The sequence below is a fragment of the Pseudomonas sp. SDI genome (assembly GCF_003105155.1).
GTDB lineage: Bacteria > Pseudomonadota > Gammaproteobacteria > Pseudomonadales > Pseudomonadaceae > Aquipseudomonas.
Map to the genome: position 1 here is coordinate 1 of NZ_QETK01000028.1, position 17202 is coordinate 17202.

Below are 17202 nucleotides of genomic sequence, written 5' to 3' on the forward strand. Positions count from 1 at the left end.
GACGAGCCCGCTCCCACAAGAGCAGCGCTGTTCTTTGTGGGAGCGGGCTCGTCCCGCGATGAGGCCCTGAGAGGCGCCTAGTCTTCCTTGCCTTTGTTGCGTACCGCGCGCTGCAGCTCGCGGTCGGAATCGCGTTCGCGCTGGGTGTCGCGCTTGTCGTATTCCTTCTTGCCCTTGCCCAGTGCGATTTCGCACTTGATGAGGTGCTTGCTCCAATAAATGGACAACGCCACGCAGGTATAGCCCTTCTGCTGCACGGCAGCATTCAGGCGTTCCAGCTCGCGACGGTTGAGCAAGAGTTTGCGGGTACGGGTCGGGTCGGCGATGACGTGAGTGCTGGCGGCCGTCAGTGGCGTGATATGGCTGCCCATCAGCCAAGCCTCGCCATTTTTGAGTACCACGTAGCTGTCCGTCAGATGCGCCTTGCCGGCACGCAGACTTTTTACTTCCCAACCGGACAGGACCAATCCGGCCTCGAACTTGTGTTCGATGAAGTAATCGTGTCGCGCTTTTTTGTTCTGCGCGATGGTCCCTGTCGGATGTTTCTTTTGTTTAGCCATAGGGGCGGCATTATAGGCAGGAGTTGCGCTGTCGGCTACGGGGTAGCAGTGTGCTTGAGCCGCTGAGGCGAATCCCGGACAATGCGCGCTCTTTTTTCCCATAGTTGAGCGTTGTTGATGTCGACGGACAAGGTTTCTGTCCATGGTGGCTGGGCCAGTCGCTGGGTATTCGTGCTGGCGGCAACCGGCGCTGCGGTGGGCCTGGGGAGTATCTGGAAGTTTCCCTACATGGTCGGCGTCTACGGCGGCGGGGCGTTTGTTCTGGTGTTTCTGGCCTGCATTGCGCTGATCGGCATTCCAGTGATGCTGGCCGAAACCTTGATCGGCCGACGCACCCGGCAAAGCCCGGCCAACGCCCTGCAATCGCTGGCGCTGGAAGCCGGACACTCGGCGCGCTGGTCGTGGTGGGCGTTCGCCGGGATGATCACCGCGCTGCTGATCCTTTCTTTTTATAGTGTGGTCGGTGGCTGGTCGTTCGACTACATCCTCGACATGGGCCGTGGCGATTTCCAGGGGGTGACGGCCGATCAGGTCGGTGCCTATTTCAACAGTGTTATCGGCGACCCGTGGCGCCTGGTGCTCTGGCATACCCTGTTCATGCTGGTGTCGGCGGTGGTGATCGCGCGCGGCGTGGTCGCCGGCCTCGAGCGCAGCTTGCGGATCATGATGCCGCTGCTGTTCGTGCTGCTGCTGATGTTGCTGGGCTACAGCCTCACCACCGGGCATTTCATGGATGGCGTGCATTTCATGTTCGACTTTGACGCCTCGCGCCTGCTCGACGGCTTGCTGCCGGCGATGGGGCATGCGTTCTTCTCGTTGAGCGTGGGGGTTGGTTCGTTGCTGATCTACGGCGCCTACATGCCGAAGGATTCCTCGATTGCCGGAACCATCGTTACCGTTGCCCTGCTCGATACCTTTGTGTCGTTGCTGGCCGGCCTGGCACTGTTTCCGATTGTCTTCGCCGCCGGCCTGAATCCCAGCGAAGGGCCCGGCTTGATGTTCGTTGCGTTGCCGTTTGCCTTCGGCAATGTGGCCTTCGGCCAGTTGATGGGCGTCGTATTCTTTGTTCTAGTGGCAGTCGCGGCGTGGAGCTCGGCCATTTCCTTGCTGGAGCCGATGGTCGCCTACCTGGTGGAGCGCACGGGGCTCCGCCGCCTGTGGATAACCGCAGGGTTGGCGTTCAGCTGCTGGCTGGTTGGCCTGGGGACGGTGTTCTCGTTCAATATCTGGCAGCAGGCGCGCTTTTTCGTGAACGATGAGAACGGCCTGCGGCTCTACCAGTGGGGCGCTAGCACCGGCCTGGATTTCTTTGGGGTGATTGATTTCTTCACCTCGCGGATCATGCTGCCGCTTGGCGGTTTGTGCTTTGTGATTTTCGCGGGTTGGATCATGGGCCGTGAGGCGGTGCGCAGTGAGCTCAATATGCGCAGCCCGTTGCTGTTTGCTCTGACTTTCTTCTTGATGCGCTATGTGGCGCCCCTCGGCATTCTGATCGTGTTTGCCGCTCAGCTTTGGAAGTGACGCCTGGATGACTACCCATATTCAACGCTCGGCCCTGCTGCCGTATCCCGCCCAGGCGCTTTACGATCTGGTCAACGACGTGGCGCGGTACCCGGAATTTCTGCCCTGGTGCTCGGCGAGCACGGTGATGGAGTCGAGCGAAACGCACATGCGCGCACGGCTGGAGGTGGCCAAGGGGGGCATGAGCCAGCATTTTGTCACCAGTAACGTGCTGGTGCCGGGGCAGTCCATCGAGATGAACCTGGAGGAGGGCCCGTTTACCCAACTGCACGGCGTTTGGGTGTTCAAACCTTTGGGTGAGAAGGCCTGCAAGATCAGCCTGGACCTGTCCTTTGACTATGCCGGTTCGATTGTCCGCGCGACCCTGGGGCCGCTGTTCAACCAGGCAGCCAATACGCTGGTGGATGCGTTCTGCCAGCGGGCCAAGCAACTGAATAGCTGAGTCACACATCGCGCAGAAAAAAGCCCGGACATGTCCGGGCTTTTTCATGCGCTGCGCAGTGCTTACTGCGGCGAAGTTTCCAGCGGCTGCGGCACCGGAACCGGGATGACTTCGATGGTATCGACGTCGCGCTGGATTTTTTCTTCCAGCGAACCAGGTTTGGCTCGGGTTTCCTTGGCAGGCTGTTCGGCGGGCTGAGCCGGGCTGACGGTGGTGCTGCTTTCGCCGCCCAGGATCTCCTGGTCGCGGCTCACGCCGGGCATGAAGTCGCCGGACAGGTTGGCCAATTGGTCGTTGTCGTTGAAGAACACACTCATGCGCTCCTGCTGACGCTGGCCACCGCCAGGCTGCAGGCTGTACAGGTAGTCCCACCGATTGGTGTGGAAGGTATCCTGGATGAGTGGGTTGCCCATGATAAACCGTACTTGGCGGCGGGTCATTCCCGGACGCAATTGGTCTATCATGTCCTGTGTCACGACATTGCCCTGCTGGATGTCGATTTTGTAAACCCCGGGGAACGAGCAACCGGCGAGTGCGAGCAGTCCCACGAAAGTGAGGCTGGTTAGCAAGAGCTTGGTGTTTTGCATCGGTGGGCGACTTCCACTATCTTGGCTGGACAACGTAAACCCCGATCATACCCGTATTCAGAGAAGCTGCGAAGCAGCATCGGCGAGAAAGCTGACCATGGTTGAAAATAGCGAATTACGCAAAGCCGGTCTCAAGGTGACCCTGCCTCGAGTCAAGATTCTACAGATGCTCGACTCTACCGAGCAGCGTCACATGAGTGCCGAGGACGTCTACAAGGCGCTGATGGAAGCGGGTGAAGATGTTGGCCTGGCCACTGTTTACCGCGTTCTCACGCAGTTCGAGGCTGCTGGTCTTGTGGTGCGTCACAACTTCGATGGCGGTCATGCCGTGTTCGAATTAGCAGACGGCGGTCACCACGACCATATGGTCAACGTTGATTCTGGCGAAGTCATCGAGTTCTTCGATTCCGAAATCGAAAAGCGTCAGAAGGAAATTGTGGCTGAGCACGGCTTCGAGATGGTCGACCATAACCTGGTGCTGTACGTACGCAAAAAGAAGTAAGCGTCCGCAAGCAATGAAGGCGACCCTGGGGTCGCCTTTGTGCTTTCTGGGGTAGGGGGCGGCGTTCAGGCTTTGCTGGTGACGACCATCTTGCGGGCGTGGGCCAGTGACTCTTTGGTCAGGTCGATACCGCCGAGCATGCGTGCGACTTCTTCAACCCGCTCGCGTTTGCCCAGGCTGGCGACTGCCGTGTGGGTAGCGTCACTGTTGCGCACTTTATGTACAAACAGATGATGGTGGCCCTGCGCTGCGACCTGGGGCAGATGTGTCACGGTCAACACCTGCCCACGTTCACCGAGACGGCGCAGCAGTTGGCCAACGATTTCGGCTGTTGGGCCGCCAATGCCCACGTCGACCTCGTCGAATACCAAGGTTGGAATGCGTGAGGTTTGTGCGGTGATTACCTGGATCGCCAGGCTGATCCGCGACAGCTCACCACCCGAGGCAACCTTGGCCAGGCCTTTGAGTGGCTGCCCTGGGTTGGCACTGACCAGCAGTTCTACCTGCTCCAGGCCATACGGTTGTAGCTCTTCGCCGGGGTTGGCGTGCAGTTCGATGCTGAAGCGGCCGCCGGGCATGCCCAGGCGTTGAATCTCCTGTTCGACGGCGGCGGCCAGTTGAGTGGCTGCCTGCTGGCGCAGTGCGCTCAGTTCGGTTGCCTTCTCGTGGTAATGACGTGCATAGGACGTCAACTCGTCAGTCAGGCGCTCGATGGATTCGTCGTTGGCATTGAGGCTGTCGATCTCTTCCATCAGGCGCACTTGCAGGCTGGCCAGCTCGGAAGGGTGTACGCGATGCTTGCGCGCCAGGGTATAGAGCGTATCGAGGCGTTCTTCCAGGGTTTGCAGGCGCACCGGGTCGGCGTCGAAATTGTCGAGGAAGCGGTTAAGTTCGCCAACGGCTTCTTCCACCTGGATCTGCGCGCTGGCGATCAGGTTGACCGCTTCGCCAAGCGCCTTCGGCGCATTCTGCACGGCGGTCAGGCGGTTGAGGCTGGCGGTGAGGGCGCTAAGCACATTGCCCGAATCGCTTTCGCTGCAATGGTCGATTACCTGGCGACAGATACCGAATAGCGCTTCGGCATTGGTCAGGTTCTTGTGTTCCTGTTCCAGCTGTTCCAGCTCGTTTTCGCCCAGTGCTACGTTTTCGAGTTCTTCCAGTTGGTAGCTGAGCAGTTGATGGCGTGCGCGTTGCTCATCGCCGGAGTTGGACAGGCGCTCCAGCTCCTGACGGGTTTGCCGCCAGCGTTGCGCGGCCAATTGTACCTGTCGGGCAAGGTCGATAGCGCCGGCATATTCGTCGAGCAGGCGGCGGTGGGTATCGGTTTTCAGCAGTGACTGGTGTTCGTGCTGGCTGTGGATATCGATCAGCAGTTCGCCGAGCGCCTTGAGGTCGCCCAGTGGGCACGGCGTGCCGTTTATATAGCCGCGGCTACGGCCTTCGGCGGTGATCACCCGGCGCAGGATGCATGGGCCATCGTGGTCCAGGTCGCGCTCGGCCAGCCAGTGGCGGGCCTCGGGGATGTCGCCCAGGTCGAAGGTGGCCAGGATGTCCGCTTTGTCGGCGCCAGGGCGCACTACGCCACTGTCGGCGCGGTCGCCCAGGGTCAGGCCGAGGGCGTCGAGCATGATCGATTTACCGGCACCGGTTTCACCGGTGATGACGCTCATCCCGCGGGCGAGTTCGAGGTCAAGGTGTTCGACGATGGCGTAGTTGTGTACGGACAGGTGCACCAGCATTGGGCGGCTCCCAGGCGAGAAGTCTGGTTATTTATACAGTGTTTTCAAATCTGCTGACAATGCTTCCTTTTAGTTCAATTCGCTTGTTGGTAATGCCCTTTCATCGCCAGTGGTTATGAGCGGATTCGGTTCAGTGCAAATTCAGCCCTTGAAGCTGGAATTTGCGACCCCATATACCCGGCAGACGTGCGAGCCGAGCTCGCTGACGATATTGAAAGGAGAGATTTTATGGCTGACGAACAGATGCTGGACGATCAGAATCCGACCGCCGACAAGTCCACCGAAGCGGCCGGCGAAGACCTGGGCGCTCGCGTACAGGCACTCGAAGAGCAACTGGCTGCGGCCCAGGATCAATCCCTGCGCGTTGCCGCCGACCTGCAGAACGTGCGACGCCGCGCCGAGCAGGATGTCGAGAAAGCGCACAAGTTCGCATTGGAGAAGTTTGCCGCCGACCTGCTGCCGGTCATCGACAGCCTGGAACGTGGCCTGGAATTGTCCAGCCCGGACGACGAAAGCATTCGCCCGATGCGCGAAGGTATCGAACTGACCCTGAAGATGTTCGGGGACACCCTCAAGCGCTACAACCTCGAAGCCATCGACCCGCACGGCCAGCCATTCAACGCCGAGCACCACCAGGCGATGGCCATGCAGGAAAGCGCCGACGTCGAGCCGAACAGCGTGCTCAAGGTGTTCCAGAAGGGCTATCAGCTCAATGGGCGTCTGCTGCGGCCTGCCATGGTCGTGGTCAGCAAGGCCCCGGCAGCGGTTTCGCCTTCGATTGACGAGAAGGCTTGAAATTAGTCGGATGGCCCCCATCTAGGTGTCAAGCGTTTAAGTGCTACCGCAGTTGGCAACCACCGCTGCGGCAACCAAATCCAAAGTTTCGGGAGAGTTAACATGGGCAAAATCATCGGTATCGACCTGGGGACCACCAACTCCTGCGTCTCCATTCTGGAAAACGGCAACGTCAAGGTTATCGAGAACGCCGAAGGCGCTCGTACCACCCCTTCGATCATTGCTTACGCCAACGATGGCGAAATTCTGGTCGGCCAGTCGGCCAAGCGTCAGGCAGTCACCAACCCGCACAACACCCTGTACGCAGTTAAGCGTCTGATCGGTCGTCGTTTTGACGAAGAAGTCGTGCAGAAAGACATCCAGATGGTCCCTTACAAGATCGTCAAGGCTGATAACAGCGACGCCTGGGTAGAAGTGAACGGCCAGAAAATGGCGCCGCCACAAATCTCGGCTGAAATCCTGAAGAAAATGAAGAAAACCGCCGAAGATTACCTCGGCGAGGCAGTGACTGAAGCGGTCATCACCGTACCTGCCTACTTCAACGACAGCCAGCGCCAGGCCACCAAGGACGCCGGTCGCATTGCCGGTCTGGACGTAAAACGCATCATCAACGAACCAACCGCAGCTGCGCTGGCTTACGGTATGGACAAGGCCAAGGGCGATCACACCGTCATCGTTTACGACCTGGGTGGCGGTACCTTCGACGTTTCGGTGATCGAAATCGCCGAAGTCGATGGCGAGCACCAGTTCGAAGTTCTGGCCACCAACGGTGACACCTTCCTCGGTGGTGAAGACTTCGACATTCGCCTGATCGACTACCTCGTCGACGAGTTCAAGAAAGAAAGCGGCATGAACCTCAAGGGTGACCCGCTGGCGATGCAGCGCCTGAAAGAGGCCGCTGAAAAAGCCAAGATCGAGCTGTCCTCGAGCCAGCAGACCGATGTCAACCTGCCGTACATCACTGCAGATGCCACCGGTCCTAAGCACCTGAACGTGAAGATCTCCCGTGCCAAGCTGGAGTCGCTGGTGGAAGATCTGGTGCAGCGCACCATCGAGCCTTGCCGCATCGCGATGAAAGATGCCGGTATCGACGTCAGCAAGATCGACGACGTGATCCTGGTCGGCGGTCAGACCCGTATGCCGCTGGTGCAAAAAGCTGTAACCGATTTCTTCGGTAAAGAAGCACGTAAAGACGTCAACCCGGACGAAGCGGTTGCCATGGGTGCTGCCATCCAGGGTGCGGTACTGGCCGGTGACGTGAAAGACGTACTGCTGCTGGACGTCAGCCCGCTGACCCTGGGTATCGAAACCATGGGTGGCGTGATGACGGCGCTGATCGAGAAGAACACCACTATCCCGACCAAAAAGTCGCAGGTGTTCTCGACTGCTGACGACAACCAGGGCGCCGTGACCATTCACGTGCTGCAAGGTGAGCGTAAGCAGGCTGCGCAGAACAAGTCGCTGGGCAAATTCGACCTGGCCGACATTCCGCCAGCGCCACGTGGCGTGCCTCAGATCGAAGTGACCTTCGACATCGACGCCAACGGCATCCTGCACGTAGGTGCCAAGGACAAGGCCACTGGCAAGACCCAGTCGATCGTCATCAAGGCCAACTCCGGTCTGTCGGACGAAGAGATCGAGCGTATGGTGCGTGATGCCGAGGCCAACGCCGAGGAAGACCGCAAGTTCGAAGAGCTGGCCGCTGCCCGTAACCAGGGTGACGCACTGGTTCACTCGACTCGCAAGATGGTCGCAGACGCCGGCGACAAAGTGACTGCTGAAGAGAAAGCAGCCATCGAGAGCGCCGTTGTTGCCCTGGAAGCCGCTGTCAAAGGCGACGACAAGGCCACCATCGAAGCGAAGATCGAAGAGCTGTCGAAGGTCTCCGCGCCGGTTGCTCAGAAGATGTACGCCGAGCAGGCCGAGAAACCGGAGGCCGGTGCTCAGCCCGCTGAAGAAGCTGGCAAGCACGACGACGTCGTCGATGCCGAGTTCGAAGAAGTCAAAGACAACAAGTAAGTCATTACAGGTTGTCGGCCGGTTGACTGCTGTCAAGCGGTGACTGGTAGGATGTCGCCGCGCGGGAGCTTGCTCCCGCGTTGGCGTCTCTGGAATACCCAAATTTTTACAGCATTTGACGGAGTTCAGGTGCTGGCGGCACAGCGCGAAAGGCGCAGAGGTTTGCCGAACGTCCTCAAGAGTGCAAAGACTTATGGCAAAGCGTGATTATTACGAAGTTCTGGGTGTCGAGCGCGGCTCGAGCGAGGCGGACCTGAAGAAGGCCTATCGCCGCCTGGCGATGAAGCACCACCCCGACCGTAATCCCGATGACAAAGAGTCGGAGGAGAAATTCAAAGAAGCCAACGAGGCTTACGAGGTGCTCTCCGATGCCAGCAAGCGTGCAGCGTACGACCAGTATGGTCACGCTGGCGTCGACCCAAGTATGGGTGGCGGCGGTGCCGGCTTTGGCGGCGCTAACTTCTCCGACATCTTTGGTGATGTGTTCAGCGATTTCTTCGGTGGTGGCCGTGGTGGTTCGCGTGGCGGTGCCCAGCGTGGCAGCGACCTGCGTTACACCCTGGAGCTGAACCTGGAAGAAGCTGTCCGTGGTACCACGGTCAATATTCGTGTGCCGACGCTGGTCAACTGCAAGCCGTGTGATGGTTCGGGTGCCAAGAAGGGCTCCTCGGCCTCGACCTGTTCCACCTGTGGCGGTATCGGCCAGGTGCGCATGCAGCAGGGCTTCTTCTCGGTGCAGCAGACCTGTCCGCGTTGTCAGGGGCAGGGTAAGGTCATCACCGATCCGTGCGACGCCTGCCAGGGCGAAGGTCGTGTCGAAGAATACAAGACCCTCTCGGTCAAGGTGCCGGCTGGCGTCGATACCGGTGATCGCATTCGCCTGTCGGGCGAGGGTGAAGCGGGTGCCATGGGTGGCCCTACCGGCGACCTGTACGTGGTGATCAATGTGCGCGAGCACCCGATCTTCCAGCGTGATGGCAAGCACCTGTACTGCGAAGTGCCGATCAGTTACACCGATGCGGCATTGGGTGGCGAGCTGGAAGTGCCGACCCTCGACGGTCGGGTCAAGCTGAAGATCCCCGAGGGCACTCAGACCGGCAAGCAGTTCCGCCTGCGCGGCAAGGGTGTGGCGCCGGTGCGTGGCGGCGGAGCCGGCGACCTGATGTGCAGGGTAGCGGTAGAAACACCGGTCAACCTTAGCCGTCGTCAGCGTGAGCTGCTCGAAGAGCTGCGCACTTCGCTGGACAGCGACAGTTCCCATTCGCCAAAAGCCAGTGGCTGGTTTGAAGGTGTGAAGCGCTTTTTCGGCGATCTGTAAGAAGGAATAGGGCATGCGACGTATAGCGGTAATGGGTGCGGCAGGGCGTATGGGTAAAACCCTCGTCGAAGCCGTGCAGCAAACTCCGGGTGCGGGCCTGACCGCTGCGGTGGATCGTCCGGACAGTACGCTGGTGGGTGCCGATGCTGGCGAGCTGGCTGCGCTGGGTCGTATCGGTGTACCGCTGTCGGGCGACCTGGCCAAGGTGGCGGACGAGTTCGATGTGCTTATCGACTTCACGCACCCCTCGGTGACCCTGAAGAACCTTGCATTCTGTCGCAAGGCCGGCAAGGCCATGGTGATCGGTACCACCGGTTTCAGTCCTGAAGAAAAGCAGTTGCTGGTTGAGGCGGGCAAGGATATTCCAATCGTCTTCGCGGCGAACTTCAGCGTTGGCGTCAACCTGTGTCTGAAGCTGCTCGACACAGCTGCTCGCGTGCTCGGCGACGATGTGGATATCGAGATTATCGAAGCGCATCACCGGCACAAGGTCGACGCGCCTTCGGGGACGGCGCTGCGCATGGGTGAAGTGGTTGCCCAGGCGCTCGGTCGCAATCTGCAGGAAGTGGCGGTGTATGGGCGTGAAGGCCAGACCGGCGCGCGTGACCGTCAGACCATCGGCTTCGCCACGGTGCGTGCCGGCGATGTGGTGGGTGATCACACTGTGCTGTTCGCTGCCGACGGTGAGCGCGTCGAGATCACGCACAAGGCTTCCAGTCGCATGACTTTCGCCAAGGGGGCCGTGCGTGCGGCCCTGTGGTTGAATGGGCGCGAGCCAGGCCTGTACGACATGCAGGACGTGCTCGACCTGCATTGATTGATTGTTGTTTAGTCAGCAATCTTATGTGGGGGCCGGGAAGGCTGGCTCCCACAGTGTTTTCGGCAACCTCAGGTTTCCTTCCCGCCTCACATTGCGCCTTGTCGCATTCCTGCGCCTTTCAGGCACTTCAGTGGTAGACCAAAAAAGCCTTTTTCTGTAAGCTACAGCTTTAGTGTGTCCACTAAAAGCGCGCAGATAATTCGACGAAGAAAGCGGGGTGACGTGTCTATACGTCATTCCGCTTTTTTGCAACCTGCGATCGCCCCTTCAGGCTTGATTTACGGGAGGTCTTCTTGACTAAGCCAGCCATACTCGCCCTTGCTGATGGCAGCATTTTTCGCGGTGAAGCCATTGGAGCCGACGGTCAAACCGTTGGTGAGGTGGTGTTTAACACCGCAATGACCGGCTATCAGGAAATCCTGACTGACCCTTCCTATGCGCAGCAAATCGTAACCCTGACGTACCCGCACATCGGTAACACCGGTACTACCCCTGAAGATGCTGAATCCGACCGCGTCTGGTCGGCTGGCCTGGTCATTCGTGATCTGCCGCTGATTGCCAGCAACTGGCGTAACACCCTGTCCCTGTCGGACTACCTCAAGGCCAACAAGGTGGTGGCGATCGCGGGTATCGATACCCGTCGCCTGACCCGTATCCTACGTGAAAAGGGTGCACAAAACGGCTGCATCCTGGCTGGCGACAACATCAGCGAAGAAGCGGCGATCGCAGCTGCTCGCGGCTTCCCCGGCCTCAAAGGCATGGACCTGGCCAAGGAAGTCAGCACCAAGCAGCGCTACGAGTGGCGCTCCAGCGTCTGGAACCTGCAGACCGACAGCCACCCGACTCGCGAAGCGGCCGATCTGCCATACCACGTGGTTGCCTACGACTACGGCGTCAAGCTGAACATCCTGCGCATGCTGGTCGAGCGCGGTTGCCGCCTGACCGTGGTGCCGGCACAAACCCCGGCCAGCGAAGTGCTCGCACTGAATCCGGACGGCGTGTTCCTTTCCAACGGCCCTGGCGATCCTGAGCCGTGCGACTACGCCATCCAGGCGATTCGCGAAATCCTCGAAACCGAAGTGCCGGTATTTGGCATCTGCCTAGGTCATCAGCTGCTGGCCCTGGCCTCTGGCGCCAAGACCGTCAAGATGGGCCATGGTCACCATGGCGCCAACCACCCGGTGCAGGACCTGGACACTGGCGTGGTGATGATCACCAGTCAGAACCACGGTTTCGCGGTTGATGAAGCGACCCTGCCGGGCAACGTTCGCGCCATTCACAAGTCGCTGTTCGACGGTACCCTGCAGGGTATCGAACGCACCGACAAGAGCGCGTTCAGCTTCCAGGGCCACCCTGAAGCGAGCCCTGGTCCGACCGATGTCGCGCCACTGTTCGATCGTTTCATCGATGCCATGGCCAAGCGCCGCTGAGCATCCAGCGAGAAGGCCCTGAACCGGCGCAAACCGTGTTCAGGCGCGCCTGACCAAGAATGTTCAAGACGGCTTGCCGACTGACCTGCGGATTTGAGTGACAACCCATGCCAAAACGTACAGACATTAAAAGCATCCTGATTCTCGGCGCTGGCCCGATCGTGATCGGCCAGGCCTGCGAATTCGACTATTCCGGCGCCCAGGCCTGTAAAGCCCTGCGCGAGGAAGGTTTCCGCGTCATCCTGGTGAACTCCAACCCGGCCACCATTATGACCGACCCGGCCATGGCCGACGCCACCTACATCGAGCCAATCAAATGGCAGTCGGTGGCCAAGATCATCGAGAAAGAGCGTCCGGACGCGCTGCTGCCGACCATGGGTGGCCAGACTGCACTGAACTGCGCCCTGGATCTGGAGCGCGAAGGCGTCCTGGAAAAGTTCGGCGTGGAAATGATCGGCGCCAATGCCGACACCATCGACAAGGCTGAGGACCGTTCGCGCTTTGACAAGGCGATGAAGGCCATTGGCCTGGAGTGCCCGCGTTCGGGTATCGCCCACAGCATGGACGAGGCCAATGCGGTGCTCGAGAAGCTTGGCTTCCCGTGCATCATTCGGCCGTCCTTCACCATGGGTGGCACGGGTGGCGGTATCGCTTACAACCGTGAAGAGTTTGAAGAAATCTGTGCCCGTGGTCTGGACCTGTCGCCAACCAAGGAACTGCTGATCGACGAATCGCTGATCGGTTGGAAAGAGTACGAGATGGAAGTGGTCCGCGATAAAAAGGACAACTGCATCATCGTCTGCTCCATCGAGAACTTCGACCCGATGGGCGTGCACACTGGTGACTCGATCACCGTTGCGCCAGCACAGACCTTGACCGACAAGGAATACCAGATCATGCGCAACGCCTCGCTGGCGGTGCTGCGTGAGATTGGTGTTGAAACCGGCGGTTCCAACGTCCAGTTCGGTATCTGCCCGGACACCGGCCGCATGGTCGTGATCGAGATGAACCCGCGTGTTTCGCGTTCGTCGGCTCTGGCCTCGAAAGCGACCGGTTTCCCGATCGCCAAGATCGCCGCCAAGCTGGCAGTCGGCTACACCCTCGATGAGTTGCAGAACGACATCACTGGCGGCCGCACGCCAGCGTCCTTCGAGCCCTCGATCGACTACGTTGTCACCAAGCTGCCACGCTTCGCCTTCGAAAAATTCCCGAAAGCTGACGCCCGCCTGACTACCCAGATGAAATCCGTGGGTGAAGTCATGGCTATCGGCCGGACCTTCCAGGAGTCCCTGCAGAAAGCCCTGCGCGGTCTGGAAGTGGGTGTGTGTGGCCTGGACCCGAAAGTCGACCTGGCCAGCCCGGACGCGGCCGGTATTCTCAAGCGCGAACTGACCGTGCCAGGCGCTGAGCGTATCTGGTACGTGGCTGATGCCATGCGTTCGGGCATGAGTGTCGACGAAATCTTCGACCTGACCATGATCGACCGCTGGTTCCTGGTGCAGATGGAAGACCTGATCAAGGACGAAGAGAAGGTCAAGACCCTCGCACTGTCCTCGATCGACAAGGACCTGATGCTGCGCCTCAAGCGCAAGGGCTTCTCTGACCAGCGCCTGGCCAAGCTGCTGGGTATTACCGACAAGAACCTGCGTCGCCATCGTCACAAGCTGGAAGTGTTCCCGGTCTACAAGCGCGTCGATACCTGCGCGGCCGAGTTCGCTACCGACACCGCTTACCTGTACTCGACCTACGAGGAAGAGTGCGAGGCCAATCCGTCGACCCGTGACAAGATCATGATCCTGGGTGGCGGCCCTAACCGTATCGGTCAGGGTATCGAGTTCGACTACTGCTGCGTACACGCCGCACTGGCGCTGCGTGAAGACGGTTACGAGACCATCATGGTCAACTGCAACCCGGAAACCGTCTCCACCGACTACGACACCTCCGATCGCCTGTACTTCGAGCCGCTGACCCTGGAAGACGTACTGGAAGTGGTGCGTGTCGAGAAGCCGAAGGGCGTTATCGTCCATTATGGCGGCCAGACGCCACTGAAGCTGGCGCGTGCCCTGGAAGAAGCCGGCGTACCGATCATCGGTACCAGCCCTGACGCGATCGACCGTGCCGAAGACCGCGAGCGTTTCCAGCAGATGGTTCAGCGCCTGAACCTGCTGCAGCCGCCAAACGCCACCGTTCGCAGCGAAGATGAAGCCATTCGCGCAGCTGGCGTGATCGGTTACCCGCTGGTGGTGCGCCCGTCCTACGTGCTGGGTGGTCGTGCCATGGAGATCGTCTACGAGCTGGATGAGCTCAAGCGCTACCTGCGCGAAGCGGTGCAGGTGTCCAATGACAGTCCGGTGCTGCTCGATCACTTCCTCAACTGCGCCATCGAGATGGACGTGGATGCGGTTTGCGACGGCACCGACGTGGTGATCGGCGCAATCATGCAGCACATCGAGCAGGCGGGTGTTCACTCCGGCGACTCGGCGTGCTCGCTGCCACCGTACTCGCTGCCTGCCCACGTGCAGGACGAAGTGCGCGAGCAGGTCAAGAAGATGGCACTGGAACTGGGTGTTGTCGGCTTGATGAACGTGCAGCTGGCCCTGCAGGGCGACAAGATCTACGTGATCGAAGTCAACCCGCGTGCTTCGCGTACCGTACCGTTCGTGTCCAAGTGCATCGGTACTTCCCTGGCGATGATCGCTGCGCGGGTCATGGCGGGTAAGAGCCTGAAGGAAATCGGCTTCACCAAGGAAATCATCCCGAACTTCTATAGCGTCAAGGAAGCGGTGTTCCCGTTCGCCAAGTTCCCAGGCGTCGACCCGATCCTCGGCCCAGAGATGAAGTCCACTGGTGAAGTCATGGGTGTCGGCGACAGCTTCGGCGAAGCCTTTGCCAAGGCTCAGATGGGCGCCAGCGAAGTGCTGCCGACCGGCGGCACTGCGTTCATCAGTGTGCGTGATGACGACAAGCCACAAGTGGCTGGCGTTGCTCGCGACTTGATCGCCCTGGGCTTTGAAGTAGTCGCGACCGTCGGTACCGCGAAGATTATCGAAGCGGCTGGCTTAAAAGTGCGTCGCGTGAACAAGGTGACCGAAGGTCGTCCGCACGTGGTCGACATGATCAAGAACGACGAAGTGTCGTTGATCATCAACACCACTGAAGGTCGTCAGTCGATCGCCGACTCCTACTCTATTCGTCGCAATGCGTTGCAGCACAAGATCTACTGCACCACTACCATTGCGGCCGGTGAAGCTATCTGCGAAGCGCTGAAATTCGGTCCAGAAAAGACCGTGCGTCGCTTGCAGGATCTGCATGCAGGACTCGAAGCATGAGCATAACCAAGTACCCAATGACCGTCTGTGGCCATCGTGCCCTGGAAGAGGAGCATGAGTTCCTTAGCAAAACCGAGCGTCCACGTCTAAGCCAGGCCATTGGCGAAGCGCGCGAGCTGGGCGACCTCAAGGAAAACGCCGAATACCATGCCGCGCGTGAAGAGCAGGGCATGGTTGAAGCGCGAATCCGCGACATCGAAGGCCGCCTGCAGAATGCGGTGGTGATCGACGTCACGACCATCGCGCACACTGGCAAGGTGATCTTCGGCACCACCGTCGAAATCGCCAACGTCGAAACCGACGAGCGTCTGAAGTATCAGATCGTTGGCGAAGACGAAGCTGACATCAAGGCCGGCAAGCTGTCGGTTGGTTCGCCTATCGCCCGTGCCTTGATTGGCAAGGAAGAGGGGGACACGGTGGCAGTCAAGACGCCAAGCGGCCTGATCGAGTACGAGATTGTCAAAGTCAGCCACGTTTGAACGACCCCGCAGCTTTACGGCTGCGGCGGTTATCTGGCAACTGACCCAGGTGCTCTGGGTTGGCGGCCTGTGGATTTTGCATTTCGGTTTGCTGCCGGTGCTGGGCAAGATTGGCCTGGCGCCGCTGCTGATCGAAGATATCGGTAGCCTGGTGGCGTCGTTGCTGGTGGCTTTTGCGGCTTTCGGTTGCGGCCTGCAGGTGCTGGTGTTGATTCAGGCCCAGGGGCTGGGCAGTCTGTGGCGGGATATGCGGGGGCAGTTGCTGCTGATGGCGGTGCTGGCTTGCGCGGTGTATTTCGCGCTGCGGATCTTGCTGGCGGATCAGTTGCGCTGGCAACTGTTCTGCTATCTGGTGCTGGGGCTTACCGGGCTGCTGCTGGTGCTGCAGCCGGTGCCGGGCAGGGCGCGCAGAGCGCGCCGCTGAACGGGATGAACATCACTTGTAGCGGTGGATGTTCGACAGCTGCTTGTTAGGCTGTGGATTCTTGCGGTAGATCAGCGCCATCTTGCCGATGGTCTGAACCAGCTCCGCACGACCGGCCTTGCACAGTTCGGCGATGACTTCGGCGCGTTGTTCGCGGTCTTCGAGCTTGACCTGAACCTTGATCAGTTCGTGGTCGGCCAAGGCGCGTTCGAGTTCGGCGAGAACGCCTTCAGACAGCCCATTGCCTGCCACCATCAGAACTGGTTTCAGATCGTGGCCAATGGATTTGTACTGTTTCTTCTGCTCGTTATTGAGCGGCATAATCTGACCCTTTGTCTAGATTCTGTAAAAATGGCGGCCATTTTACCCGAGGGCCCGTGGATCCGCCCAGTTAATCACGACCCTTATCATCGAGGTGCCCAATGGCGCGTTCCAAGACAAGCCTTGGCTGGCTGAAAGAACACTTCAACGATCCTTACGTCAAAAAGGCGCAAAAGGACGGATATCGCTCGCGCGCGAGCTACAAATTGCTCGAAATCCAGGAAAAATACCGTTTGATCCGTCCAGGCATGAGCGTGATCGATCTCGGCGCGGCCCCTGGTGGCTGGTCGCAGGTGACCAGTCGTCTGATCGGCGGTCAGGGGCGACTGATCGCGTCGGACATCCTGGAAATGGACAGTATTCCGGATGTTACCTTCATCCAGGGCGACTTTACCCAGGACGAAGTCCTGGCGCAGATCCTCGAGGCTGTAGGTAATTCGCACGTAGACCTTGTGATTTCCGACATGGCCCCCAATATGAGTGGTACGCCTGCCGTGGATATGCCTAAAGCCATGTTCCTGTGTGAACTAGCGCTTGATCTGGCGACTCGGGTCCTCAAGCCCGGTGGTGATTTCCTGATCAAGATTTTCCAGGGCGAAGGGTTTGACGTCTATCTGAAGGACGCTCGTCAGAAATTCGACAAGGTCCAGATGCTCAAACCTGACTCTTCGCGGGATCGTTCCCGTGAACAGTACTTGCTGGCGAGAGGTTATCGCGGCGAGTAAGGCGTCAGGCCGGCAGCTTCCAGGGTATCCGATAGCTTTTTCCAATCGGATGTCCTGCCTGACCTGGATGAACATCGTGTAGTCTAGGTTTCACAAAGGGTTACAGACGGCGCCTGCAGACCTGTAGGTAATGTAGTAAGTTAAGCCGGTGATTATCATGCGAGGCACGGCTGCGCCTCAGCCTGCTTCAG

16 protein-coding genes are annotated in these 17202 nt (G+C 59.4%); 12 read left to right on the forward strand and 4 right to left on the reverse strand.

What is annotated here, in order from left to right:
* Positions 1-77: 77 nt before the first annotated feature.
* Complete coding sequence (gene smpB, locus DCO48_RS17800; RefSeq protein WP_116551922.1) at positions 78-560, reverse strand: SsrA-binding protein SmpB; 483 nt, start codon at positions 558-560, stop codon at positions 78-80.
* 117 nt (positions 561-677) lie between these two features.
* On the opposite strand from smpB, the gene DCO48_RS17805 reads away from it, so the two are divergent.
* Together DCO48_RS17805 and DCO48_RS17810 are read left to right on the forward strand one after the other, a co-directional pair.
* Entirely contained in the window at positions 678-2081 is a 1404-nt protein-coding gene (locus tag DCO48_RS17805; RefSeq protein ID WP_116551923.1) for a sodium-dependent transporter, read from the forward strand.
* Between the two features lie 7 nt (positions 2082-2088).
* Positions 2089-2523, forward strand: a complete 435-nt coding sequence (locus DCO48_RS17810) for a type II toxin-antitoxin system RatA family toxin (protein ID WP_116551924.1) — start codon at positions 2089-2091, stop codon at positions 2521-2523.
* A 62-nt stretch (positions 2524-2585) separates the two neighbouring features.
* Here DCO48_RS17810 and DCO48_RS17815 read toward each other — a convergent pair whose 3' ends face one another.
* Positions 2586-3110: an outer membrane protein assembly factor BamE gene (locus tag DCO48_RS17815; protein WP_116551925.1), complete on the reverse strand. Its 525-nt coding sequence runs from the start codon at positions 3108-3110 to the stop codon at positions 2586-2588.
* 97 nt (positions 3111-3207) lie between these two features.
* On the opposite strand from DCO48_RS17815, the gene fur reads away from it, so the two are divergent.
* A complete protein-coding gene (gene fur / locus DCO48_RS17820; RefSeq protein WP_116551926.1) occupies positions 3208-3612 on the forward strand; it encodes a ferric iron uptake transcriptional regulator in 405 nt (134 codons plus the stop codon).
* Between the two features lie 65 nt (positions 3613-3677).
* On the opposite strand, the gene recN is transcribed toward fur, so the two are convergent.
* Entirely contained in the window at positions 3678-5351 is a 1674-nt protein-coding gene (gene recN / locus DCO48_RS17825) for a DNA repair protein RecN (RefSeq protein ID WP_116551927.1), read from the reverse strand.
* Between the two features lie 228 nt (positions 5352-5579).
* On the opposite strand from recN, the gene grpE reads away from it, so the two are divergent.
* The 8 genes from grpE to DCO48_RS17865 all read left to right on the forward strand — a co-directional run bounded on the left by grpE (position 5580) and on the right by DCO48_RS17865 (position 15965).
* Entirely contained in the window at positions 5580-6146 is a 567-nt protein-coding gene (grpE, locus tag DCO48_RS17830) for a nucleotide exchange factor GrpE (RefSeq protein WP_116551928.1), read from the forward strand.
* A 102-nt stretch (positions 6147-6248) separates the two neighbouring features.
* Complete coding sequence (gene dnaK / locus DCO48_RS17835; RefSeq protein ID WP_116551929.1) at positions 6249-8165, forward strand: molecular chaperone DnaK; 1917 nt, start codon at positions 6249-6251, stop codon at positions 8163-8165.
* 193 nt (positions 8166-8358) lie between these two features.
* On the forward strand, positions 8359-9483 hold the full coding sequence (dnaJ, locus tag DCO48_RS17840; protein WP_116551930.1) for a molecular chaperone DnaJ: 1125 nt from the start codon (positions 8359-8361) through the stop codon (positions 9481-9483).
* A gap of 13 nt (positions 9484-9496) precedes the next feature.
* Positions 9497-10300 carry a 4-hydroxy-tetrahydrodipicolinate reductase gene (gene dapB, locus DCO48_RS17845; protein WP_116551931.1) on the forward strand — a complete coding sequence of 268 codons (804 nt, stop codon included), beginning with the start codon at positions 9497-9499 and terminating at the stop codon, positions 10298-10300.
* A 296-nt stretch (positions 10301-10596) separates the two neighbouring features.
* Positions 10597-11733 carry a glutamine-hydrolyzing carbamoyl-phosphate synthase small subunit gene (gene carA / locus DCO48_RS17850; RefSeq protein ID WP_116551932.1) on the forward strand — a complete coding sequence of 379 codons (1137 nt, stop codon included), beginning with the start codon at positions 10597-10599 and terminating at the stop codon, positions 11731-11733.
* A 107-nt stretch (positions 11734-11840) separates the two neighbouring features.
* Positions 11841-15062 carry a carbamoyl-phosphate synthase large subunit gene (gene carB / locus DCO48_RS17855; RefSeq protein ID WP_116551933.1) on the forward strand — a complete coding sequence of 1074 codons (3222 nt, stop codon included), beginning with the start codon at positions 11841-11843 and terminating at the stop codon, positions 15060-15062.
* Positions 15059-15541, forward strand: coding sequence for a transcription elongation factor GreA (greA, locus tag DCO48_RS17860; RefSeq protein WP_177410623.1), 483 nt, complete (start codon positions 15059-15061; stop codon positions 15539-15541). Before carB ends, greA begins: the two co-directional genes overlap by 4 nt.
* Positions 15519-15965 (forward strand): MFS transporter, encoded by a 447-nt coding sequence (locus DCO48_RS17865; protein ID WP_116551934.1) that lies wholly within the window; start codon positions 15519-15521, stop codon positions 15963-15965. The genes greA and DCO48_RS17865 overlap by 23 nt, the downstream gene beginning before the upstream one ends.
* A gap of 12 nt (positions 15966-15977) precedes the next feature.
* On the opposite strand, the gene yhbY is transcribed toward DCO48_RS17865, so the two are convergent.
* Positions 15978-16286 (reverse strand): ribosome assembly RNA-binding protein YhbY, encoded by a 309-nt coding sequence (gene yhbY, locus DCO48_RS17870; protein WP_116551935.1) that lies wholly within the window; start codon positions 16284-16286, stop codon positions 15978-15980.
* 101 nt (positions 16287-16387) lie between these two features.
* On the opposite strand from yhbY, the gene rlmE reads away from it, so the two are divergent.
* Entirely contained in the window at positions 16388-17011 is a 624-nt protein-coding gene (rlmE, locus tag DCO48_RS17875) for a 23S rRNA (uridine(2552)-2'-O)-methyltransferase RlmE (protein WP_116551936.1), read from the forward strand.
* Positions 17012-17202: the final 191 nt, after the last annotated feature.

What these genes read in the sequence shown, in the direction of transcription:
- smpB (WP_116551922.1), bottom strand. Translation starts at nt 560, where the DNA reads ATGGCTAAACAAAAGAAACATCCGACAGGGACCATCGCGCAGAACAAA.
- DCO48_RS17805 (WP_116551923.1), top strand. Translation starts at nt 678, where the DNA reads ATGTCGACGGACAAGGTTTCTGTCCATGGTGGCTGGGCCAGTCGCTGG.
- DCO48_RS17810 (WP_116551924.1), top strand. Translation starts at nt 2,089, where the DNA reads ATGACTACCCATATTCAACGCTCGGCCCTGCTGCCGTATCCCGCCCAG.
- DCO48_RS17815 (WP_116551925.1), bottom strand. Translation starts at nt 3,110, where the DNA reads ATGCAAAACACCAAGCTCTTGCTAACCAGCCTCACTTTCGTGGGACTG.
- fur (WP_116551926.1), top strand. Translation starts at nt 3,208, where the DNA reads ATGGTTGAAAATAGCGAATTACGCAAAGCCGGTCTCAAGGTGACCCTG.
- recN (WP_116551927.1), bottom strand. Translation starts at nt 5,351, where the DNA reads ATGCTGGTGCACCTGTCCGTACACAACTACGCCATCGTCGAACACCTT.
- grpE (WP_116551928.1), top strand. Translation starts at nt 5,580, where the DNA reads ATGGCTGACGAACAGATGCTGGACGATCAGAATCCGACCGCCGACAAG.
- dnaK (WP_116551929.1), top strand. Translation starts at nt 6,249, where the DNA reads ATGGGCAAAATCATCGGTATCGACCTGGGGACCACCAACTCCTGCGTC.
- dnaJ (WP_116551930.1), top strand. Translation starts at nt 8,359, where the DNA reads ATGGCAAAGCGTGATTATTACGAAGTTCTGGGTGTCGAGCGCGGCTCG.
- dapB (WP_116551931.1), top strand. Translation starts at nt 9,497, where the DNA reads ATGCGACGTATAGCGGTAATGGGTGCGGCAGGGCGTATGGGTAAAACC.
- carB (WP_116551933.1), top strand. Translation starts at nt 11,841, where the DNA reads ATGCCAAAACGTACAGACATTAAAAGCATCCTGATTCTCGGCGCTGGC.
- greA (WP_177410623.1), top strand. Translation starts at nt 15,059, where the DNA reads ATGAGCATAACCAAGTACCCAATGACCGTCTGTGGCCATCGTGCCCTG.
- yhbY (WP_116551935.1), bottom strand. Translation starts at nt 16,286, where the DNA reads ATGCCGCTCAATAACGAGCAGAAGAAACAGTACAAATCCATTGGCCAC.
- rlmE (WP_116551936.1), top strand. Translation starts at nt 16,388, where the DNA reads ATGGCGCGTTCCAAGACAAGCCTTGGCTGGCTGAAAGAACACTTCAAC.